Origin of the sequence: Algibacter ulvanivorans (assembly GCF_048381495.1) — a bacterium.
Classification (GTDB): domain Bacteria; phylum Bacteroidota; class Bacteroidia; order Flavobacteriales; family Flavobacteriaceae; genus Algibacter_B; species Algibacter_B ulvanivorans.
This window is the reverse complement of sequence record NZ_JBLWGD010000004.1, coordinates 199,312-216,062: the sequence shown is the minus strand read 5'-3', so window position 1 is coordinate 216,062 and position 16,751 is coordinate 199,312. Positions and strand designations below refer to the sequence as shown.

The window sequence follows — 16,751 nt, the reverse complement described above, 5'->3', positions numbered from 1 at the left end:
TTGTAAACTTATTTGTTTAAAATTTTGTTAGCTATGTTTTTTAGTTAGCTAAGTTAATTTCAACACGTCTGTTGTTAGCTCTACCAGCTCTAGTTTTGTTAGTGTCAATTGGTTTAGACTCTCCATATCCAAGAGCAGATAATCTGAAAGCATCAATACCATTTTCAATTAAGTATTCTTTAACTGAATTAGCTCTAGAATCAGATAATCTTTGGTTTAATTTTTCGCTACCTACGCTATCAGTATGACCTTCAACTGTAAATTTAGCAGTAGAGTACTCTTTAAGAATTCCAATAATATCAGCTAATACAGCAGCAGATTGTGCTTTTATAGTTGATTTACCAGTATCAAATAAGATTGTTTTAGCGTATTCGTTAAGTGTTTTTTGAACAGCTTCAGTTACTTCTGGACAACCGTTGTTAGCAACAGTACCTTTAACGTCTGGACATTTATCGTCTTTGTCTAATACGCTATCACCATCAGTATCTGGCCATGGGCATCCTTTGTTAGCAGAAGGACCAGCTTGGTTAGGGCATTTATCATCAGCATCAGTAACACCGTCACCATCAGCATCAGGACAACCGTTTAAAGCTTTTAAACCAGCAACTGTAGGACAGTTATCTTTGTTATCAGCAATACCATCACCATCAGTATCAGGACATCCATTAAGCTCAGCTAAACCAGCTTCGTTAGGACAATCGTCTTTGCTATCTTCAATACCGTCACCATCAGTATCAGGACATCCGTTGAAAGCTTCTAAACCAGCAACTTCTGGACAAGCATCATCTTTGTCATATATTCCATCTCCGTCAGTATCTGTTCCACCAAATTTGATAGAAAGACCAGCAGTATGTTGGAAGTGAGATGCTAAGTAATCTTCAAAAGCATGTTTATATCCAGTTTGTAGTGTTAAACCAATGTTTTCACTAAACCATACATTAAAACCTAAAGTACCGTTTAAAGTACCAGCACCAATTTCGTCAACCCAAGTGTATCCACCACCAAGACCAACAAAAGGATCTAAAGTTTTTCCTTCTAAGAAGTTATACTTAATTGTACCATCTATTCCGTAGTATGATAAATCACCAACTTCATTAGTTACGTCTGGGTTTGTGCTAATGTCTCCCCATTTTTCTATTTTATTTAAAGATCCAGTTACTCCAAAAGAGAAACCATCGCTTAAATATTTAGATACAGAGATCGTTGATAAAGAAGGTAAAATGTTCCAGTGGTCTGTTGCGTTAAAGTATTCGTCACCGAAAGAGTCACTAAATAATCCACCGTCTCCGTTAGGATAAGCATCAACTGCATTTACCCCAATAGTAATTTGCCATGGGTTGTTTTGGTCTTGCGCATTAGCGTTGCTATAACCAAGTACAAGCAACATAGCGAACAATAATCTGCTAAGATTTTTCATATTCAAAAGTTTAATTTTTAAGTGTTAATTGTCTGCAAAAGTAAGTTGTTAAATGTTATTAACAAAGACAAATATATAAAAAAATGAGAGATATATGCAGTTCAACGATAGTTCATAATGAATTTATATAACATTTAATGCTTTACCCACTTTTACAAAGGCATTGAGAGCCTTGTCTAAGTGCGATTTTGTGTGCGCGGCAGAGAGTTGTACTCGTATTCTGGCTTTCTCTTTAGGTACAACTGGAAAAAAGAACCCAATAACATAAATACCTTCTTTTAATAGCATATTTGCCATGTTTTGAGAAAGTTTAGCGTCGTATAGCATTACGGGAACTATTGCCGAATCGCCATCTACAATATCAAAACCAGCAGATTTCATGCCTTCTTTAAAATAACTTGTATTCCACTCTAGTGTGTCTCTTAATTCTGTATTGTTAGCTAACATATCAAAAACTTTAATAGATGCACCAACTATAGCAGGAGCTAATGAGTTTGAGAAAAGGTAAGGCCTAGAGCGTTGACGTAAAATATCGATAATTTCTTTTTTTCCTGTGGTATATCCCCCCATGGCACCGCCTAGTGCTTTTCCTAGTGTACCTGTAATGATATCTATTCGATTTAAAACATTTTTTTCTTCAAGAGTTCCTCGGCCTGTTTTTCCAATAAAGCCAGCAGCATGACATTCATCAATCATGACTAGGGCCTCATATTTATCGGCTAGATCACAAATTTTATCTAGCGGAGCAACTAGGCCATCCATAGAAAAGACACCATCTGTTACTATAATTTTAAACCGAGCCTTATTTTTATTAGCTTCAATGAGTTGTTTTTCTAGATCGGCCATGTCGTTATTTTGATAACGATATCTAGCAGCTTTACATAAACGTACACCATCTATAATAGAGGCATGATTTAATGAGTCTGAAATTATAGCATCTTCTTTTCCTAATAAGGGCTCGAAAACACCACCATTAGCATCAAAAGCGGCAGCGTATAAAATGGTGTCTTCGGTTTGGTAATAATTGGCTATTTTTTGTTCTAACTCTTTGTGAATATCTTGAGTTCCGCAAATAAAACGAACCGAGCTCATACCAAATCCATGAGTATCCATAGTGTTTTTGGCTGCTTGAATAACTTCTGGGTGTGCAGATAAACCTAAGTAATTGTTAGCACAAAAATTTAAAACAGTTTCGCCAGTATTTAAAGTTATTTCGGCGCCTTGAGCCGAAGTAATTATGCGTTCTTCTTTATAAAGGCCATTGTTTTTTATTTCTTGAAGTTCTTCTTGAAGATGATTTTTCAGTTTTCCGTACATTTTATTGCGTTTTACACAAATTTAAATATCTTTTACTAAAATATCATCATTTATGTAGATAAGAATCTTCTTTTTGGTTGTTATTTTCATATCCTTTAAAACATCTTGATACGATTGCAGTTGTTGCTCGTGTTTTTTGTTTTCTAAACCTGTTTTGTAGTCTATTATAACAGCATCGTTTTGTGGGTTTATTACAATTCGGTCTGGTCTTAAAATTATACCATTTTTAGATATAATGTCGCGTTCGTTAATTATTGTTAAGTTTGGTTTGTAATAATCTTTAAGCTCTGGGTGGTTAACAATATTTAATACAGTTGTTTTTAATAATAAAGCTTGTTCTGGGGTTATAGTGGCGGTGTTTATAAAATCTTGAATTACAAAATTAATATCGCTTTTTGTGTTTATTTTTGCCATTATATTGTGTATTAAGTTCCCTTTTTCAATGGCTTTTTGCTGTGTCGTGTCCCATAGTAACCCAGATTTTGTAACAACTTTTATGTTATGATCTTCTTTTGCTGTAGAAACAAAATGTTTTTGTGTTTGGGTTTCTTTTTTTGTTACAGTAGTTTTTAATGTTCTTTTTTTGTTACCAAAACTATAAACAGTTTCTGCATCATTCCAAATGCCTATGTGTTGAAGGTAGCTAATTAGTAATCCGGAATATTTTGTGGTTTTTATTTCGCCTTTTTCTGATATGTCTTTTGTTGAAATTATATGCATCTGTTCTACGGCTCGAGTTAAGGCTACATATAATATATTAATAGTGTCTAGTTCTTGTTCAGATTTGTGTTTGTTGAAAATGCGTAGCCCTTCTTCTCCATAATTTTCAAAATCATTATTATAGTTTAAAAGTGTATGCGAAAAACCATTGTATTTTGTTTTATCTAGGTTAAACCATTCTTTAGGTTCAAGTTCTTTATAGATATCTAAATCGGCATACGGGAATATAACTACAGGAAACTCTAAGCCTTTTGATTTATGAATAGTCATGATTTGTACGGCATTTTGACCCTCGGGAGAAATAACACTTAATGTGTCTTTTTTCTTTTCGAAATACTCTAAAAAGCCAAAAATATCGGAATCTTTTTTTTGTGTAAAATCTAAAACAACATCCAAGTAAAACTGAATATATGCGTTTGATGAGTTTACTAAGTTAAATGTTCTAACAATAGTTTCAACCAAATCGTAAAGTGGTAATTGTAGTAGTTTGTTTGCATTAATAAAAACGTTATAAGCTTCTAAGTTTTTTAGTAGTTTTTCTGTAGAAAGTTTAATGTGTTTTATAAAAAAATCATGCTTATCTTCAATATTAAAATGTGTGGTTAAAAAATTTAAAACTTTAATTTTCGTTTCATTATTTTCGGGCTTAATTAGTAGCCATAATAAATTATTTACAAAAACAACTTCGGGTGCGTTATTAATTAATAATGTTTCAGAAGAGATTATAGGGATTTTATTTTGGTTTAAGTAATTGGCAACGGCAACACCTTGTTTTTTCTTTCTAACTAAAATGCAAATATCTTCAAGTTTAAACCCATTATTTAGGCATGTGTTTATTGTGTTTAAAACTTCTTGAGGGAAAACATCATCTCTATCGTCGTCTTTGTTAATCTCTAAAAAGGATAGTTTTACTAAGCCATCATTAGTTTTGGTTATGTTTTGATGTGCGTTTTGATAAAGTATTTTATAATCTTCGTTATTAAAAACTTTGCCAGATAAAAATTTAAAAAAACCATTGTTAAAGTTTATAACCTCTTTAAAGCTTCTGTAGTTTTCACCAAGGTTTTTTATATTTTGTTCTAAATAAAAAGGCTTGCTTTTTTTGTTAAATAAGTCTATAAACTGTTCAGCTTTTCCGCCACGCCAACGGTAAATGGCTTGTTTAGCATCGCCAACCAGCATGGTGCTACCGTTTGCTCCAGATAACGCATTGTCTAATAACGGAATTAAATTTTCCCATTGCATTTGCGATGTGTCTTGAAACTCATCGATAAAATAGTGCTTAAATTTTTCGCCTAATCGTTCGTAAATAAAAGGGGTAGGTTGGTTTTTTATTTCGTTACTAATAATAGTGTTAAACTCAGAAATAAGCATTTTATTTTGATCTTCTTTTAATATTTGAAGCTCGCCATTTATAGCATTTAAAACCGATAGAGGTGTTACGTTTTTATAAAATGCTTTTAAGAATTTAACATGAAAAATAGCTTGTTTGGTTGCCTTAAAACTAGCGGCTATTTGGGGTTGTATTTTATCAATGGTTTCTGCAATAGCTGTGGTAACTCGCTTGGGGTACAAATTTTTAGTTTCTAAGTCTTCTTGCCATTTGGTATTAAAACTTACACTAAAATTATGTACTGCTAATTTTTTAAAATAATTTGGCAGGTAGCTTCCAGAAAAATCATTAAACTCTAAACCAGAATTTTGAATTAAATTAAGGACAGCGTTTGCATTTTCGGTAATTTGTTTTTCTAGGCTTAAAGTTTCCTTTTTTATTTGTGTTTTTAGTATTTTAAAGTCGTTTAAAGTTTTGTTTTTTAGGTTGTTAATGTATGGTAGGTCGTTTTCGTTTACTAAGAGTTTAGCAATCTTATTAAAATCAAAAGCAACATCCCAACTCTTATCATCGTCGGCCTTTTCAATAGCAAACTCTACTAGAATTTTAGTAAGTTCTTTATTGCTTCCTGCTTTAGCAATTAAACTATCTACAGCTTCATTTAAAAGTGCATTTTGGTCTAATTCTACTTCAAAATTTAAAGGCAGTTTTAAATCGTAAGCAAAAGTTCGGATTAATTTATGAGTAAAACCATCAATTGTCGAAATATCGAAGGCAGCATAGTTGTGTAATATAGTGTTTAGTAGTTTTGAAGATTTTTTATGAAGTTTAATAGGCTCTATATCTAGCTCTTTACAAATGCTATTAAACATAGCGTCTTCACTTTTTATAATGGCTTCGTTAGAAAATATTTTTAGTGTATCTACAATTCTAGCTTTCATTTCGGCAACAGCCTTATTTGTAAAAGTAATGGCGAGTATTCGTTTAAAAGACTCGTTATGGGTTGATTTAAATAAAATTTTTAAATATTCTTTTACTAGTGTAAAGGTTTTTCCGCTACCAGCCGAAGCATTATATATAGTAAAAGGATTAGTTTTTTGCATGACGAAAGATTTGCTTACAAGATAAAAACAATCAATGGTTTGATAACAATTTATTATTTTTAAATAACCTGTTTTATGTGTAAATTTGAAGGAAATTAAATATTAATACTAAAAACAAAAAATTATGGCTTTCGAATTACCGAAATTAGGATATGCTTATGATGCCTTAGAACCTCATATTGATGCTAGAACAATGGAAATACACCACTCTAAACATCACCAAGGATACACAAACAATTTAAATAATGCTATTGCAGGAACAGACTTAGAAGGAAAATCTATTGACGATATTCTTGCAAACTTAGATATGAATAATGGCGCTGTTAGAAATAATGGTGGTGGATTTTACAATCATACATCGTTTTGGGAAGCAATGAATCCTGAAGATAAAGGGTATTTATCTGGTGATTTAAAAGAAGCTATTGAGTCGACATTTGGGTCTAAAGATGAGTTTATTGCCGCATTCTCTAAAGCAGCAGCAACACGTTTTGGTTCTGGTTGGGCTTGGTTATGTGTACATAAAGGAGGTAAATTGGAAATTTGTTCTACACCAAATCAAGATAACCCATTAATGCCAGGTGTTGGTTGTGGTGGTACTCCAATTTTAGGTCTTGATGTTTGGGAGCACGCTTATTATTTAAACTACCAAAACCGTCGTCCAGATTATATTAATGCATTTTTTAATGTGGTTAACTGGAATGTAGTAGAAAAACGTTACGCAGAGGCAAAGTAGTAGTTTACGTTATACTTTAAAAATTAGGAAAGCAAATTCAGAAATGGGTTTGCTTTTTTTTATATAAAATGTAATGCGTGCATTTGTTTGCTTTAAACCTAATGTGTTTAAAATGAAAAAGGTGAACAGAAGTTCACCTTTTTGCCCCAAATCTACCATAAACTTAACCTACTTATGTTATGGTGGTTCAAATATATAACAGCTGTAATGTTTGTTAAAATATTTTAGTTAAACGGCTTAAATATTGGCTTAAAAGAGATTGAGATGTTTAATTGTTATCATGGAGGAAATCGATAACATTTTTGCTTAATAAGGATACAAAATAGCATAAAAAAAGCCGAACAGAAGTTCAGCTTTTTTTGCCCCAAATCTACCATGAACTTAACCTACTTATGTTATGGTGGTACCAATTTATGTGTAAATTAAATATTCTTGTTATTTTTTAGATGAAAAGCGTTTTTTTTGGGTGAAATACGTATTTTGCGGTTTTTCCACACAAAAATTAATAATTTAATAATTAATAGGCGCGTTCTTTGTTGCCTTCGTAAAAATTAATAAACGCACGGTTTACAACTCTATTGCCACCTACGGTTGGATAATTTCCAGTAAAGTACCAATCGCCTAAATGTTCTGGGCAAGCCTTATGTAAATTTTCTACAGGCTGAAAAATTATTTTTACTTCGGCTTTAATAGATTTATCGCTTAAAAGTACTGATATTTTATCTGAAATTTCTTCGTCTGTAAATGGTTCGTAAATTTCTTTTACAAAATTTTGAACATGCTTATCGTCTAAATCTGTTTGTTTTATACATTTCTTGTAAACCTCTTCTACAATGTTGTATTTGCCAGCTTCTTTTAAAAGTTCTAGTGCGGCTCTAAAAGCAACTAGACTTTCAAGGTTTGCCATGTCTATACCGTAGCAATCTGGATAACGAATTTGCGGGGCAGACGATACAACAATTATTTTTTTAGGGTTTAGGCGATCCAGCATTTTTAAAATGCTCATTTTTAATGTAGTTCCTCTTACAATACTGTCGTCAATAATAACTAGGTTGTCGTTAGGTTTTATAACGCCATAGGTTACATCGTATACATGAGCTACTAAATCGTCTCGGCTACTATCTTCTGTAATAAAGGTTCTAAGTTTTACGTCTTTAATAGCTATTTTTTCAACACGAGCACGTTCAGATAGTATTTCTGTTACTTTTTCTGAAGATAACGAGCGTTGACCATTTAATATGGCAGCCGTTTTTGTTTTGTTTATATGTGCTTCGGCAGTTTCAATCATTCCAAAAAATGATGTTTCTGCGGTGTTTGGTATATATGAAAATACCGTATTTTTGGTGTCGTTATTAATAGCTTCAAGTACTTTTGGCATTAATAATTTCCCTAATGTTTTTCGTTCTTGGTATATTTCTGCATCACTTCCTCTTGAGAAATAAATACGTTCAAAAGAGCATGATTTTCTTTCTAATGGTTCTAATATTTTTTTAATTCTAACTTCGCCAGATTTTTTGGTTATAATAGCATGTCCGGGTTCGAGTTCTTTAACCTTATCAAAATCTACATTAAATACAGTTTGAATTACTGGGCGCTCTGAGGCTACAACTACAATTTCGTCGTCTTGATAGTAATATGCTGGACGAATACCGGCTGGATCTCTTAACACGAAAGAGTCGCCATGACCAATAAGTCCTGCCATAGCATAACCGCCATCCCAGTTTTTTGCAGCGCGTTTTAATATTTTAGCAACTTTTAAGCGTTCGGCTATTTGTGGTGATGCGTTTCTTTTATTATAGCCTTCTTTTTTTAGGTCTTTGTATATTTTGCTAACAGCATCATCTAGGAAATGGCCAATTTTTTCCATAATAGTTATGGTATCGGTATATTCTTTTGGGTGCTGGCCTAGTTCTATTAGGTTACTAAAAAGTTCTTTAACATTTGTCATGTTAAAGTTACCTGCCATAATAAGGTTTCTGTGCATCCAGTTGTTTTGTCTTAAAAATGGATGTACACTTTCTACGCTATTTTTCCCAAAAGTTCCGTAACGTACATGGCCTAGTAAAACTTCGCCTATGTAGGGGATGTTTTTCTTTTGTGCTGCTACATCGTCTTTGTATTCTGGATGTGCTTTAAACTCGTTATTAATTCGTGCATTAATTTGTGCAAAAATATCTTGTATAGGTTGTTGTTCTATAGATCGTATTCTGCTTATATAGCGTTCTCCAGGTTTTGTATCTAATTTTATGCTTGCAAATCCAGCACCATCTTGACCGCGGTTGTGCTGTTTTTCCATCATTAAATACATTTTATTTACACCATAAAATGCGCTGCCATATTTTTCTTTATAAAACTCTAATGGTTTTAAAAGCCTAATCATTGCAATTCCGCATTCGTGTTTTAAAGCATCACTCATATTTGTAAGTGTTTTCTATAATGAAAAACTGTTTTAAATTAAAAACGCACTCTATTTTAGAGCGCGTTGGTTTATGTTAATTCTATTTCAAATTGCGTTAGTTGCTTAAATTGCAACAGTCGCTTATGTACTTCGTTATTGGTTAGGTTTTGCATGCGTTCTGTTCCAAATTTTTCAACACAAAAAGATGCTAATGTGGAGCCGTATATTACAGCGTTTTTCATGTTTTCAAAAGAAGTATCGCCTGTTTTAGCAATATATCCAGCAAAGCCTCCTGCAAATGTGTCGCCAGCTCCAGTAGGATCGAATACTTCTTCTAATGGTAATGCTGGAGCGTAAAACACATGGTCGTTATGGAAAAGTAAAGCGCCATGCTCTCCTTTTTTTATAACCACATATTTTGGTCCCATTTCATGAATTTTTCTAGCAGCTACAACTAAAGAGTATTCTCCAGTTAATTGTCTAGCTTCTTCATCGTTTATTGTAATAACGTCTATGCGTTTTATAACGTTTAATAAATCGTTTAATGCGCAATCCATCCAAAAGTTCATAGTATCTAAAATTACTAATTTTGGTTTTGTTGTCATTTGGTCTAAAACGCTAGATTGTACGAGAGGGTGTAGGTTTCCTAACATTACAATTTCTGCATTTTTATAACCTTCAGGAACTACAGGGTTAAAATCGGCAAGTGTATTTAGTTCTGTTACTAAAGTGTCGCGAGAATTCATATCGTTATGATATTTTCCGCTCCAAAAAAACGTTTTGCCTTCCTTTATAATTTCAACACCAGAAACATTAATGTTTTTATTGGACAATAAGTTTAAATAATCTTGAGGGAAATCGCCTCCAACAACAGATACAGCAGCTGCATCTATATTAAAATGAGAAGCGGCAAGACCTATGTAGGTTGCTGCACCACCAAGAATTTTATCGGTTTTGCCAAAAGGCGTTTCAATAGCATCAAAAGCTACAGTTCCTACTATTACTAATTTACTCATAAAAAAGAGACCTGATAATTTTCTGCAAATATAATTCTTTTGAGAACTATTGCGGCAATATTTTTATCAATAACTTTTAAATAAAGTATATCTATAGGTATAGTGACTTTTTAAAAAACGCTGTGTCTTAAATTTAAATGCTATTATTAATTTAAAATTGGGGTGTGTAATTAATTGCATGCCCTTATTTTCTTCCAAAATCGGCAGGAATTTCTCCCCAAGCTTTTGTTTCCCATTTTACAATAATGGTATTGTAAGTGTTGTTTTTTAGCCATTCTATAGCGCGATCTACCAAATCGAAAACAGGTTTGTTTCGTTCAGTACGCTTTAATTTTGTGTTGCAGTTTTTCTTTTTTACCCAGCTCATGGCTGTTTTAGAGTCTGTATATAGTATGCGGTCGCTGTTATTTTTTTTAAGTATGGCTAAACCATGTACTAAGGCTAAAAATTCACCAATGTTGTTTGTGCCCTCTTCAAAAGGGCCTTGAATAAATAATTGTTTTTTTGTTTTTGTATCTACACCTCGATATTCCATAATGCCAGGATTTCCGCTTGAGGCGGCATCAACAGAAATTGAATTGTAGTTTGGCTGTCCTATTTTTTTTAATTCTTCAGAAGATAATTCGCTTTTAAAACCTTTGTTTTTGCCTACAAAATCAAAATAATTGCCTTTTAATGCGCTTTTTGCAGCATCAAAAGTTGAAAAAGATTTGTATTGAGCGCCTTGAAAATCTTTTATCATTGCCTTACAATCGTTCCAAGAATCAAAAACGCCAGTTTTGTGCCCTTTCCAAACGGTGTAATATTTTTTTTTCTTTTTTGACATGTGTAGTTTTTTTAGCTTTCAAAAACAGCAACTGCTCTAACAGGAGATCCTGTTCCTCCTTTTATTTTTAAAGGAAAGGCAATAAATTTAAACCGTCCTTTATTTATAAGTTTGTGTAGATTTATTAAGTTTTCGTAATGTGTAAAACCTAATTCGCCACAAATGTAATGTACTTCTTTATTTCCTTTTTTGGGTACGCCGGGCGACATGGTTTCTACTCCAAATGCCGAAATTTTTTGGTTGCCTAACCATCTTGTAGCTTCAATTGAAATTCCTGGGCCGTTACTCCAATTATTGGTTCCAAAAGCATTTCTGTAATGGTTTGTGTAAAGTAAAACCGTATCTTTCTTTTTTATAGTTAGGTTTTGTTTTTTACATGCATGAATAATATCATTAACTTCAATTAATTCGTTAAAACCTTTATTAGAAAAATCTAAGCAAATGCCTTCTGTATAAAACATAGAAAGGGGCATGGTGTCTATAGATTGCCCTTTGTATTGTTTGGCCATGTGGTTTATGGCATCAACATGTGTGCCTGTGTGCTCGCCAAGTTCAAGTTTGTGTACAGCGGGTGTTTTTGTTGTGGCATTAAAATCGCCATTCCATTCTTCATGTGTGTTGTGAATAGATATTTTAACTTGAGGCAAATCTTTGTAAACAGGCATGCCTTCATAAATTTCTTGACTTAAATCAATAATTTCGGTCATAATTTTATTCTGAAACTAAAAGTTTGTTTACTACATTAGGAAAATGTTCCATTTCTAATTCATGAATTTTATTTGCTACATCTTGAGCAGTGTCATTACTGTTTACTTGGCAAGTAGCTTGAAAAATAATAGCGCCTTCATCGTAATGCTCATTTACATAATGGATTGTTATACCCGTTTTAGTTTCATTATTGGCAATTATAGCCTCATGAACATGCATACCATACATGCCTTTTCCTCCATACTTTGGTAATAATGCGGGATGTACGTTAATTACTTTGTTAGGAAATTTATTTAAAATATGTTCGGGGAATTTCCATAAAAAACCTGCTAGGATAATTAAATCTGGTTTTGCAGCTTTTAGTATATTAAGTACATCGTTGGTTTGTGTAAAGGCTATTTTGTTGAAAGACAATGCGCTAACTTTTAGTTTTTTTGCGCGCTCTAAAACTTTGGCATGAGGATTGTTGGTTAATACTTGAATAACAGACGCATTATCGCTGTTGTGAAAAAACTTAATTAAATTTTCAGCATTAGTACCACTTCCGGACGCAAAAATTACAATACGTTTCATTTTACAGACTATAGTGTTAATATTATTCAAACAAAAAAAAGAATAATTATTAACAATTAGAAGGTAAAAACTAAATACTTAAAACTAATTTTAGTAAATTACCAACACATTTTTATTGTAAAGGTGTATTATAAAATAAAGTTTTTTATTTTTGCCAACTAATTAAAACATTTAAATTAAAAAATTATGTCAGACATTGCATCAAGAGTAAAAGCGATTATCGTAGACAAATTAGGAGTAGATGAAAACGAAGTTGTTACTGAAGCTAGCTTCACAAACGATTTAGGAGCAGACTCTTTAGACACTGTGGAATTAATTATGGAATTCGAAAAAGAATTCGATATTCAAATACCAGACGATCAGGCTGAAAACATCGCTACAGTAGGTCAAGCTATCTCTTATATAGAAGAAGCTAAATAAGTAAAAAACAATCAAAATACTTTATGGAATTAAAGCGAGTTGTAGTCACAGGATTGGGTGCTTTAACACCAATAGGTAATACCAAAGATGAATATTGGGAAGGCCTAATTAGTGGTAAAAGTGGAGCTGCGCCTATAACATATTATGACACTGAAAAGTTTAAAACAAAATTTGCTTGCGAATTAAAAAACTTTAACGTTACAGATTTTCTAGATAGAAAAGAAGCTCGAAAAATGGATAAATTTGCGCAATACGCTATGGTAGCCGCAGATGAAGCTATATTAGATGCTAAATTAAATCTAGACGAAGTAAATAAGTTACGTGTTGGTGTTATATGGGGTGCAGGTATTGGTGGATTAGAAACCTTTCAGAACGAAGTATTAAACTTTGCTGATGGTGACGGAACACCAAGATTTAACCCTTTCTTTATTCCTAAAATGATTGCTGATATTGCACCAGGTAATATCTCTATAAAACATGGTTTTATGGGGCCTAATTACACTACAGTTTCTGCCTGTGCATCTTCTGCTAACGCTATGTTTGATGCTTTAAACTCTATACGTTTAGGACATACAGATGTGGTAGTAACCGGAGGAAGCGAAGCCGCAGTAACTATTGCTGGTATGGGTGGTTTTAATGCCATGCATGCACTATCTACTAGAAATGAAAGCCCAGAAACAGCCTCTAGACCTTTTGATGCTACCAGAGATGGTTTTGTTTTAGGTGAAGGAGCCGGTGCTTTAATTCTAGAAGAATACGAACATGCTAAAGCAAGAGGCGCTAAAATATATGCCGAATGTATAGGCGGAGGATTATCTTCTGATGCACACCATATGACAGCCCCACACCCAGACGGTATTGGAGTTATAGCAGTAATGAAAAATTGTTTAGAAAATGCAGGCCTAAAGCCGGAAGATGTAGACCATATTAATACTCATGGTACATCTACACCTTTAGGAGATGTTGCAGAACTTAAAGCAATTTCTGAAGTATTTGGAAGTCACGCTAAGAATATAAATATTAATTCAACAAAATCAATGACAGGCCACCTTTTAGGTGCAGCTGGAGCTATTGAAGCTATTTCGGTTATATTGGCAATAGAACACGGTGTTGTACCGCCAACAATAAACCACACTACAGTAGATGAAAATATTGATCCAGAGTTAAATTTAACCTTAAACAAGGCTCAAAAGCGAGACGTAAAAGTAGGAATGAGTAATACATTTGGATTTGGCGGACATAACGCTTGTGTATTATTCAAAAAAATAGATTAAATCCCGAATGGATAGCATTCGTAACATACTAAATTCCCGTTTTAAACGCAACGGGAATTTTTTTATGCAGCTAACCAAAATACTAGGGTTTAAACCTAAAAAAGTTAAATATTATAAAAAGGCCTTTACACATAGGTCTATGAATATTAAAGACACTAAGGGTAACCCATTTAATTACGAACGTTTAGAGTTTTTAGGTGATGCCATGTTAAGCTCGGTAATAGCTTCGCATCTATATCTAGAAGTCCCTAGTGGAGACGAAGGTTATTTAACCAAAATGCGATCTAAAGTAGTAAGTAGAGAGCATTTAAACGAGCTAGGAAAAGGTTTAAAACTAATTAATTTAGTTGAAAGTAAAATACCAGCAGGCCAATTTGGAGATAACATTCACGGTAATTTATTTGAAGCTTTAGTTGGAGCCATTTTTTTAGATAGAGGCTATAAATATTGCGAAAAATTTATTTTTAAACGCGTTATTATTCCCTATGTAGATATTGAAACCTTAGAAGGTAAAGTAATAAGTTACAAGAGTTTACTTATAGAATGGTGCCAAAAAGAAAAAAAGACCTTTGATTATAATGTTTATGAAGATACAGGAAATGACGATGTTAGGCATTTCTCAGTAAAACTATCAATAGACGATAAAATAATATCAAAAGCCAGAGCAACTTCAAAGAAAAAAGCAGAAGAAAAAGCATCAAAACGTGCCTTTTTTGTATTTCAAAACAAAATGTCTAAAATGCTATAAATATCTAGCAATTTTAACCCCATTTACTACAACGTTTTAGTCGTATTTCTTACTAAGATTAGCAAAAACTTAATATAACTGTACGTTATAAATATTATATTTACGAAAATTAAAATAAGTTATGGCTGTTCACAAACTTATTCTAGATGATGCTTTCGATGAGGCATTATACACCTTAATAGCAATACATTGTAGGTTAGAAAACTATAGGTTAGCATACTTACTTAATAAGCATTTAGGTATAACACTATCAAGAAAAGCATCAGATTTAGATTTTAAAAACGGACAAATTTCTTATTCAATTTACGAATGGGAAGATAAAAAGCATTTAATAACATGGAGTTTAGTATCAAACATTTGTAAAACAGAAGAGCTCCAACAATTAAACCATACGTCGTTATTCGACAACCAAGAAAAAATAACTAAAACATTTCAATTAATACCAGAATATAAAACGGTAAACTATTTTTTAAAAATAAATACCGAGTTCAGTATAAGTAAAGAAAAATATATCATAGATAGTATATTAAAAATACCGCAAATAGCAACGGCTTATAGTGTAGATTCTAGCCAATTGAAATCTAAACAAAATTTAATTTTTAACTAATGTCAATAGATAAAAAAACCAAAATAGTAGCCACCTTAGGGCCAGCTACAAGCACGAAAGAAGTTTTAAAAGGCATGCTTGAACAAGGCGCAAATGTATTTAGAATTAATTTCTCTCATGCCGATTATAACGATGTAAAAGAGCGTATACAAATGATACGCGAATTAAACGAAGAGTTTGGTTTTACTGCAGCAATACTTGCAGATTTACAAGGCCCAAAACTTCGTGTAGGCGTTATGAAAGAAGAGGTTGTTGTAAACCCAGGCGATGAAATAATTTTTGCAACAGGCGAACGCTTCGAAGGTACTAAAGAGCGTGTTTATATGACCTACGAACGGTTTCCTCAAGACGCAAAACCAGGAGAGCGTATTCTTTTAGACGATGGAAAATTAATTTTTGAAGTCGTTTCAACCGATAAAAAATCTGAGGTAAAAGCTAAAGTAATACAAGGCGGTCCCTTAAAATCTAAAAAAGGAGTTAACTTACCAAACACCAATATCTCGCAACCTGCATTAACAGAAAAAGATATTGAAGATGCTATTTTTGCCATTAGCTTAAATGTAGATTGGATAGCACTATCCTTTGTGCGCCATGCAGAAGATTTAATGGAATTACGCGATTTAATAGCAAAACATAACGATCATAAAATACCTATTATAGCAAAAATAGAAAAACCAGAAGCGGTAGAAAATATCGATAAAATTGTGGCACATTGCGATGGTTTAATGGTAGCTCGTGGCGATTTAGGTGTAGAAGTTCCAGCCGAAGAAGTACCACTTATTCAGAAAAAACTAGTATTACGAGCTAAAAAAGCAAGAATTCCAGTAATTATTGCAACGCAAATGATGGAAACTATGATAGATAGTTTAACACCAACACGAGCAGAAGTAAACGATGTTGCCAACTCGGTAATGGATGGAGCCGATGCCGTAATGCTTTCTGGCGAAACCTCTGTAGGACAATACCCAGTACAGGTAATTAAGCAAATGGCAAGTATTTTAAAAAGCGTTGAAAACTCAGAGTTAATTAAAGTACCACAATTACCACCACACATTCGTACCAACCGTTACATTACAAAATCTATATGTTACCATGCCGCTAATATGGCAAACGAAATTAATGCTAAAGCCATATCAACACTTACAAATAGTGGGTATACAGCATTTCAAATCTCGGCATGGAGACCATCCTGTCACATATTAGTATTTACATCAAACAAACGAATTTTAACGCGTTTAAGCTTACTTTGGGGAGTACGTGCATTTTATTACGATAAGTTTGTAAGTACCGACGAAACCATAGAAGACGTTAATGCTATAGCCTGTAAAATGGGGTATTTAGATGTAGGCGACATGCTTATAAGTCTAGCAGCCATGCCAATGAAAGATAAAGGTATGGTAAATACATTACGTGTAACCGAAATAGAAACATGTAACTTAAAACTTTAATATTATACTATACTGGGCGTTACCACAAGGGTCGCGCTATCCACTATATCTTTTAAATAGAAAAAACTGCCCTAAAAGCAGTTTTTTCTATTTAAAAGGATGCCGTTACT

14 protein-coding genes are annotated in these 16,751 nt (G+C 33.0%); 6 read left to right on the top strand and 8 right to left on the bottom strand.

The annotated features are described in order from the left end of the window. Window positions 1-40: 40 nt before the first annotated feature. From ACNG5D_RS11435 to ACNG5D_RS11425, 3 genes are all read right to left on the bottom strand, one after another. The gene (locus tag ACNG5D_RS11435) at window positions 41-1,417 is read right to left on the bottom strand and encodes an OmpA family protein (protein WP_418183654.1); all 1,377 of its coding nucleotides are present in this window, start codon (window positions 1,415-1,417) and stop codon (window positions 41-43) included. Window positions 1,418-1,540: 123 nt separating this feature from the next. After that, window positions 1,541-2,734, bottom strand: a complete 1,194-nt coding sequence (gene kbl, locus ACNG5D_RS11430; RefSeq protein ID WP_418183653.1) for a glycine C-acetyltransferase — start codon at window positions 2,732-2,734, stop codon at window positions 1,541-1,543. A gap of 21 nt (window positions 2,735-2,755) precedes the next feature. After that, window positions 2,756-5,890, bottom strand: a complete 3,135-nt coding sequence (locus tag ACNG5D_RS11425) for a UvrD-helicase domain-containing protein (RefSeq protein ID WP_418183652.1) — start codon at window positions 5,888-5,890, stop codon at window positions 2,756-2,758. Between the two features lie 124 nt (window positions 5,891-6,014). Here ACNG5D_RS11425 and ACNG5D_RS11420 point away from each other — a divergent pair, with 124 nt between their 5' ends. After that, the gene (locus ACNG5D_RS11420) at window positions 6,015-6,623 is read left to right on the top strand and encodes a superoxide dismutase (RefSeq protein ID WP_418183651.1); all 609 of its coding nucleotides are present in this window, start codon (window positions 6,015-6,017) and stop codon (window positions 6,621-6,623) included. A gap of 517 nt (window positions 6,624-7,140) precedes the next feature. Here the strand turns inward: ACNG5D_RS11420 and ACNG5D_RS11415 are convergent. From ACNG5D_RS11415 to purN, 5 genes are all read right to left on the bottom strand, one after another. Beyond that, complete coding sequence (locus ACNG5D_RS11415; protein ID WP_418183650.1) at window positions 7,141-9,039, bottom strand: amidophosphoribosyltransferase; 1,899 nt, start codon at window positions 9,037-9,039, stop codon at window positions 7,141-7,143. 71 nt (window positions 9,040-9,110) lie between these two features. Next, entirely contained in the window at window positions 9,111-10,037 is a 927-nt protein-coding gene (locus ACNG5D_RS11410) for a PfkB family carbohydrate kinase (RefSeq protein WP_418183649.1), read from the bottom strand. A gap of 184 nt (window positions 10,038-10,221) precedes the next feature. After that, complete coding sequence (locus ACNG5D_RS11405) at window positions 10,222-10,863, bottom strand: ribonuclease H1 domain-containing protein (RefSeq protein ID WP_418183648.1); 642 nt, start codon at window positions 10,861-10,863, stop codon at window positions 10,222-10,224. Window positions 10,864-10,874: 11 nt separating this feature from the next. Beyond that, window positions 10,875-11,570, bottom strand: coding sequence for a cyclase family protein (locus ACNG5D_RS11400; protein WP_418183647.1), 696 nt, complete (start codon window positions 11,568-11,570; stop codon window positions 10,875-10,877). Window positions 11,571-11,574: 4 nt separating this feature from the next. Further along, window positions 11,575-12,144: a phosphoribosylglycinamide formyltransferase gene (gene purN / locus ACNG5D_RS11395; RefSeq protein ID WP_418183646.1), complete on the bottom strand. Its 570-nt coding sequence runs from the start codon at window positions 12,142-12,144 to the stop codon at window positions 11,575-11,577. Between the two features lie 186 nt (window positions 12,145-12,330). Here purN and ACNG5D_RS11390 point away from each other — a divergent pair, with 186 nt between their 5' ends. The 5 genes from ACNG5D_RS11390 to pyk all read left to right on the top strand — a co-directional run bounded on the left by ACNG5D_RS11390 (window position 12,331) and on the right by pyk (window position 16,641). Further along, on the top strand, window positions 12,331-12,564 hold the full coding sequence (locus tag ACNG5D_RS11390; RefSeq protein ID WP_008269813.1) for an acyl carrier protein: 234 nt from the start codon (window positions 12,331-12,333) through the stop codon (window positions 12,562-12,564). A gap of 23 nt (window positions 12,565-12,587) precedes the next feature. Continuing rightward, entirely contained in the window at window positions 12,588-13,838 is a 1,251-nt protein-coding gene (gene fabF, locus ACNG5D_RS11385; protein WP_418183645.1) for a beta-ketoacyl-ACP synthase II, read from the top strand. A gap of 7 nt (window positions 13,839-13,845) precedes the next feature. Then, on the top strand, window positions 13,846-14,586 hold the full coding sequence (rnc, locus tag ACNG5D_RS11380; protein WP_418183644.1) for a ribonuclease III: 741 nt from the start codon (window positions 13,846-13,848) through the stop codon (window positions 14,584-14,586). Between the two features lie 121 nt (window positions 14,587-14,707). Next, complete coding sequence (locus tag ACNG5D_RS11375; protein ID WP_418183643.1) at window positions 14,708-15,193, top strand: IPExxxVDY family protein; 486 nt, start codon at window positions 14,708-14,710, stop codon at window positions 15,191-15,193. Continuing rightward, window positions 15,193-16,641, top strand: a complete 1,449-nt coding sequence (pyk, locus tag ACNG5D_RS11370) for a pyruvate kinase (RefSeq protein ID WP_418183642.1) — start codon at window positions 15,193-15,195, stop codon at window positions 16,639-16,641. The genes ACNG5D_RS11375 and pyk overlap by 1 nt, the downstream gene beginning before the upstream one ends. The last annotated feature ends 110 nt before the right edge of the window (window positions 16,642-16,751 follow it).

Coding starts and splice junctions, on each gene's coding strand:
- ACNG5D_RS11435 (WP_418183654.1), bottom strand. CDS start 1,417: ATGAAAAATCTTAGCAGATTATTGTTCGCTATGTTGCTTGTACTTGGT.
- kbl (WP_418183653.1), bottom strand. CDS start 2,734: ATGTACGGAAAACTGAAAAATCATCTTCAAGAAGAACTTCAAGAAATA.
- ACNG5D_RS11425 (WP_418183652.1), bottom strand. CDS start 5,890: ATGCAAAAAACTAATCCTTTTACTATATATAATGCTTCGGCTGGTAGC.
- ACNG5D_RS11420 (WP_418183651.1), top strand. CDS start 6,015: ATGGCTTTCGAATTACCGAAATTAGGATATGCTTATGATGCCTTAGAA.
- ACNG5D_RS11415 (WP_418183650.1), bottom strand. CDS start 9,039: ATGAGTGATGCTTTAAAACACGAATGCGGAATTGCAATGATTAGGCTT.
- ACNG5D_RS11410 (WP_418183649.1), bottom strand. CDS start 10,037: ATGAGTAAATTAGTAATAGTAGGAACTGTAGCTTTTGATGCTATTGAA.
- ACNG5D_RS11405 (WP_418183648.1), bottom strand. CDS start 10,863: ATGTCAAAAAAGAAAAAAAAATATTACACCGTTTGGAAAGGGCACAAA.
- ACNG5D_RS11400 (WP_418183647.1), bottom strand. CDS start 11,570: ATGACCGAAATTATTGATTTAAGTCAAGAAATTTATGAAGGCATGCCT.
- purN (WP_418183646.1), bottom strand. CDS start 12,144: ATGAAACGTATTGTAATTTTTGCGTCCGGAAGTGGTACTAATGCTGAA.
- ACNG5D_RS11390 (WP_008269813.1), top strand. CDS start 12,331: ATGTCAGACATTGCATCAAGAGTAAAAGCGATTATCGTAGACAAATTA.
- fabF (WP_418183645.1), top strand. CDS start 12,588: ATGGAATTAAAGCGAGTTGTAGTCACAGGATTGGGTGCTTTAACACCA.
- rnc (WP_418183644.1), top strand. CDS start 13,846: ATGGATAGCATTCGTAACATACTAAATTCCCGTTTTAAACGCAACGGG.
- ACNG5D_RS11375 (WP_418183643.1), top strand. CDS start 14,708: ATGGCTGTTCACAAACTTATTCTAGATGATGCTTTCGATGAGGCATTA.
- pyk (WP_418183642.1), top strand. CDS start 15,193: ATGTCAATAGATAAAAAAACCAAAATAGTAGCCACCTTAGGGCCAGCT.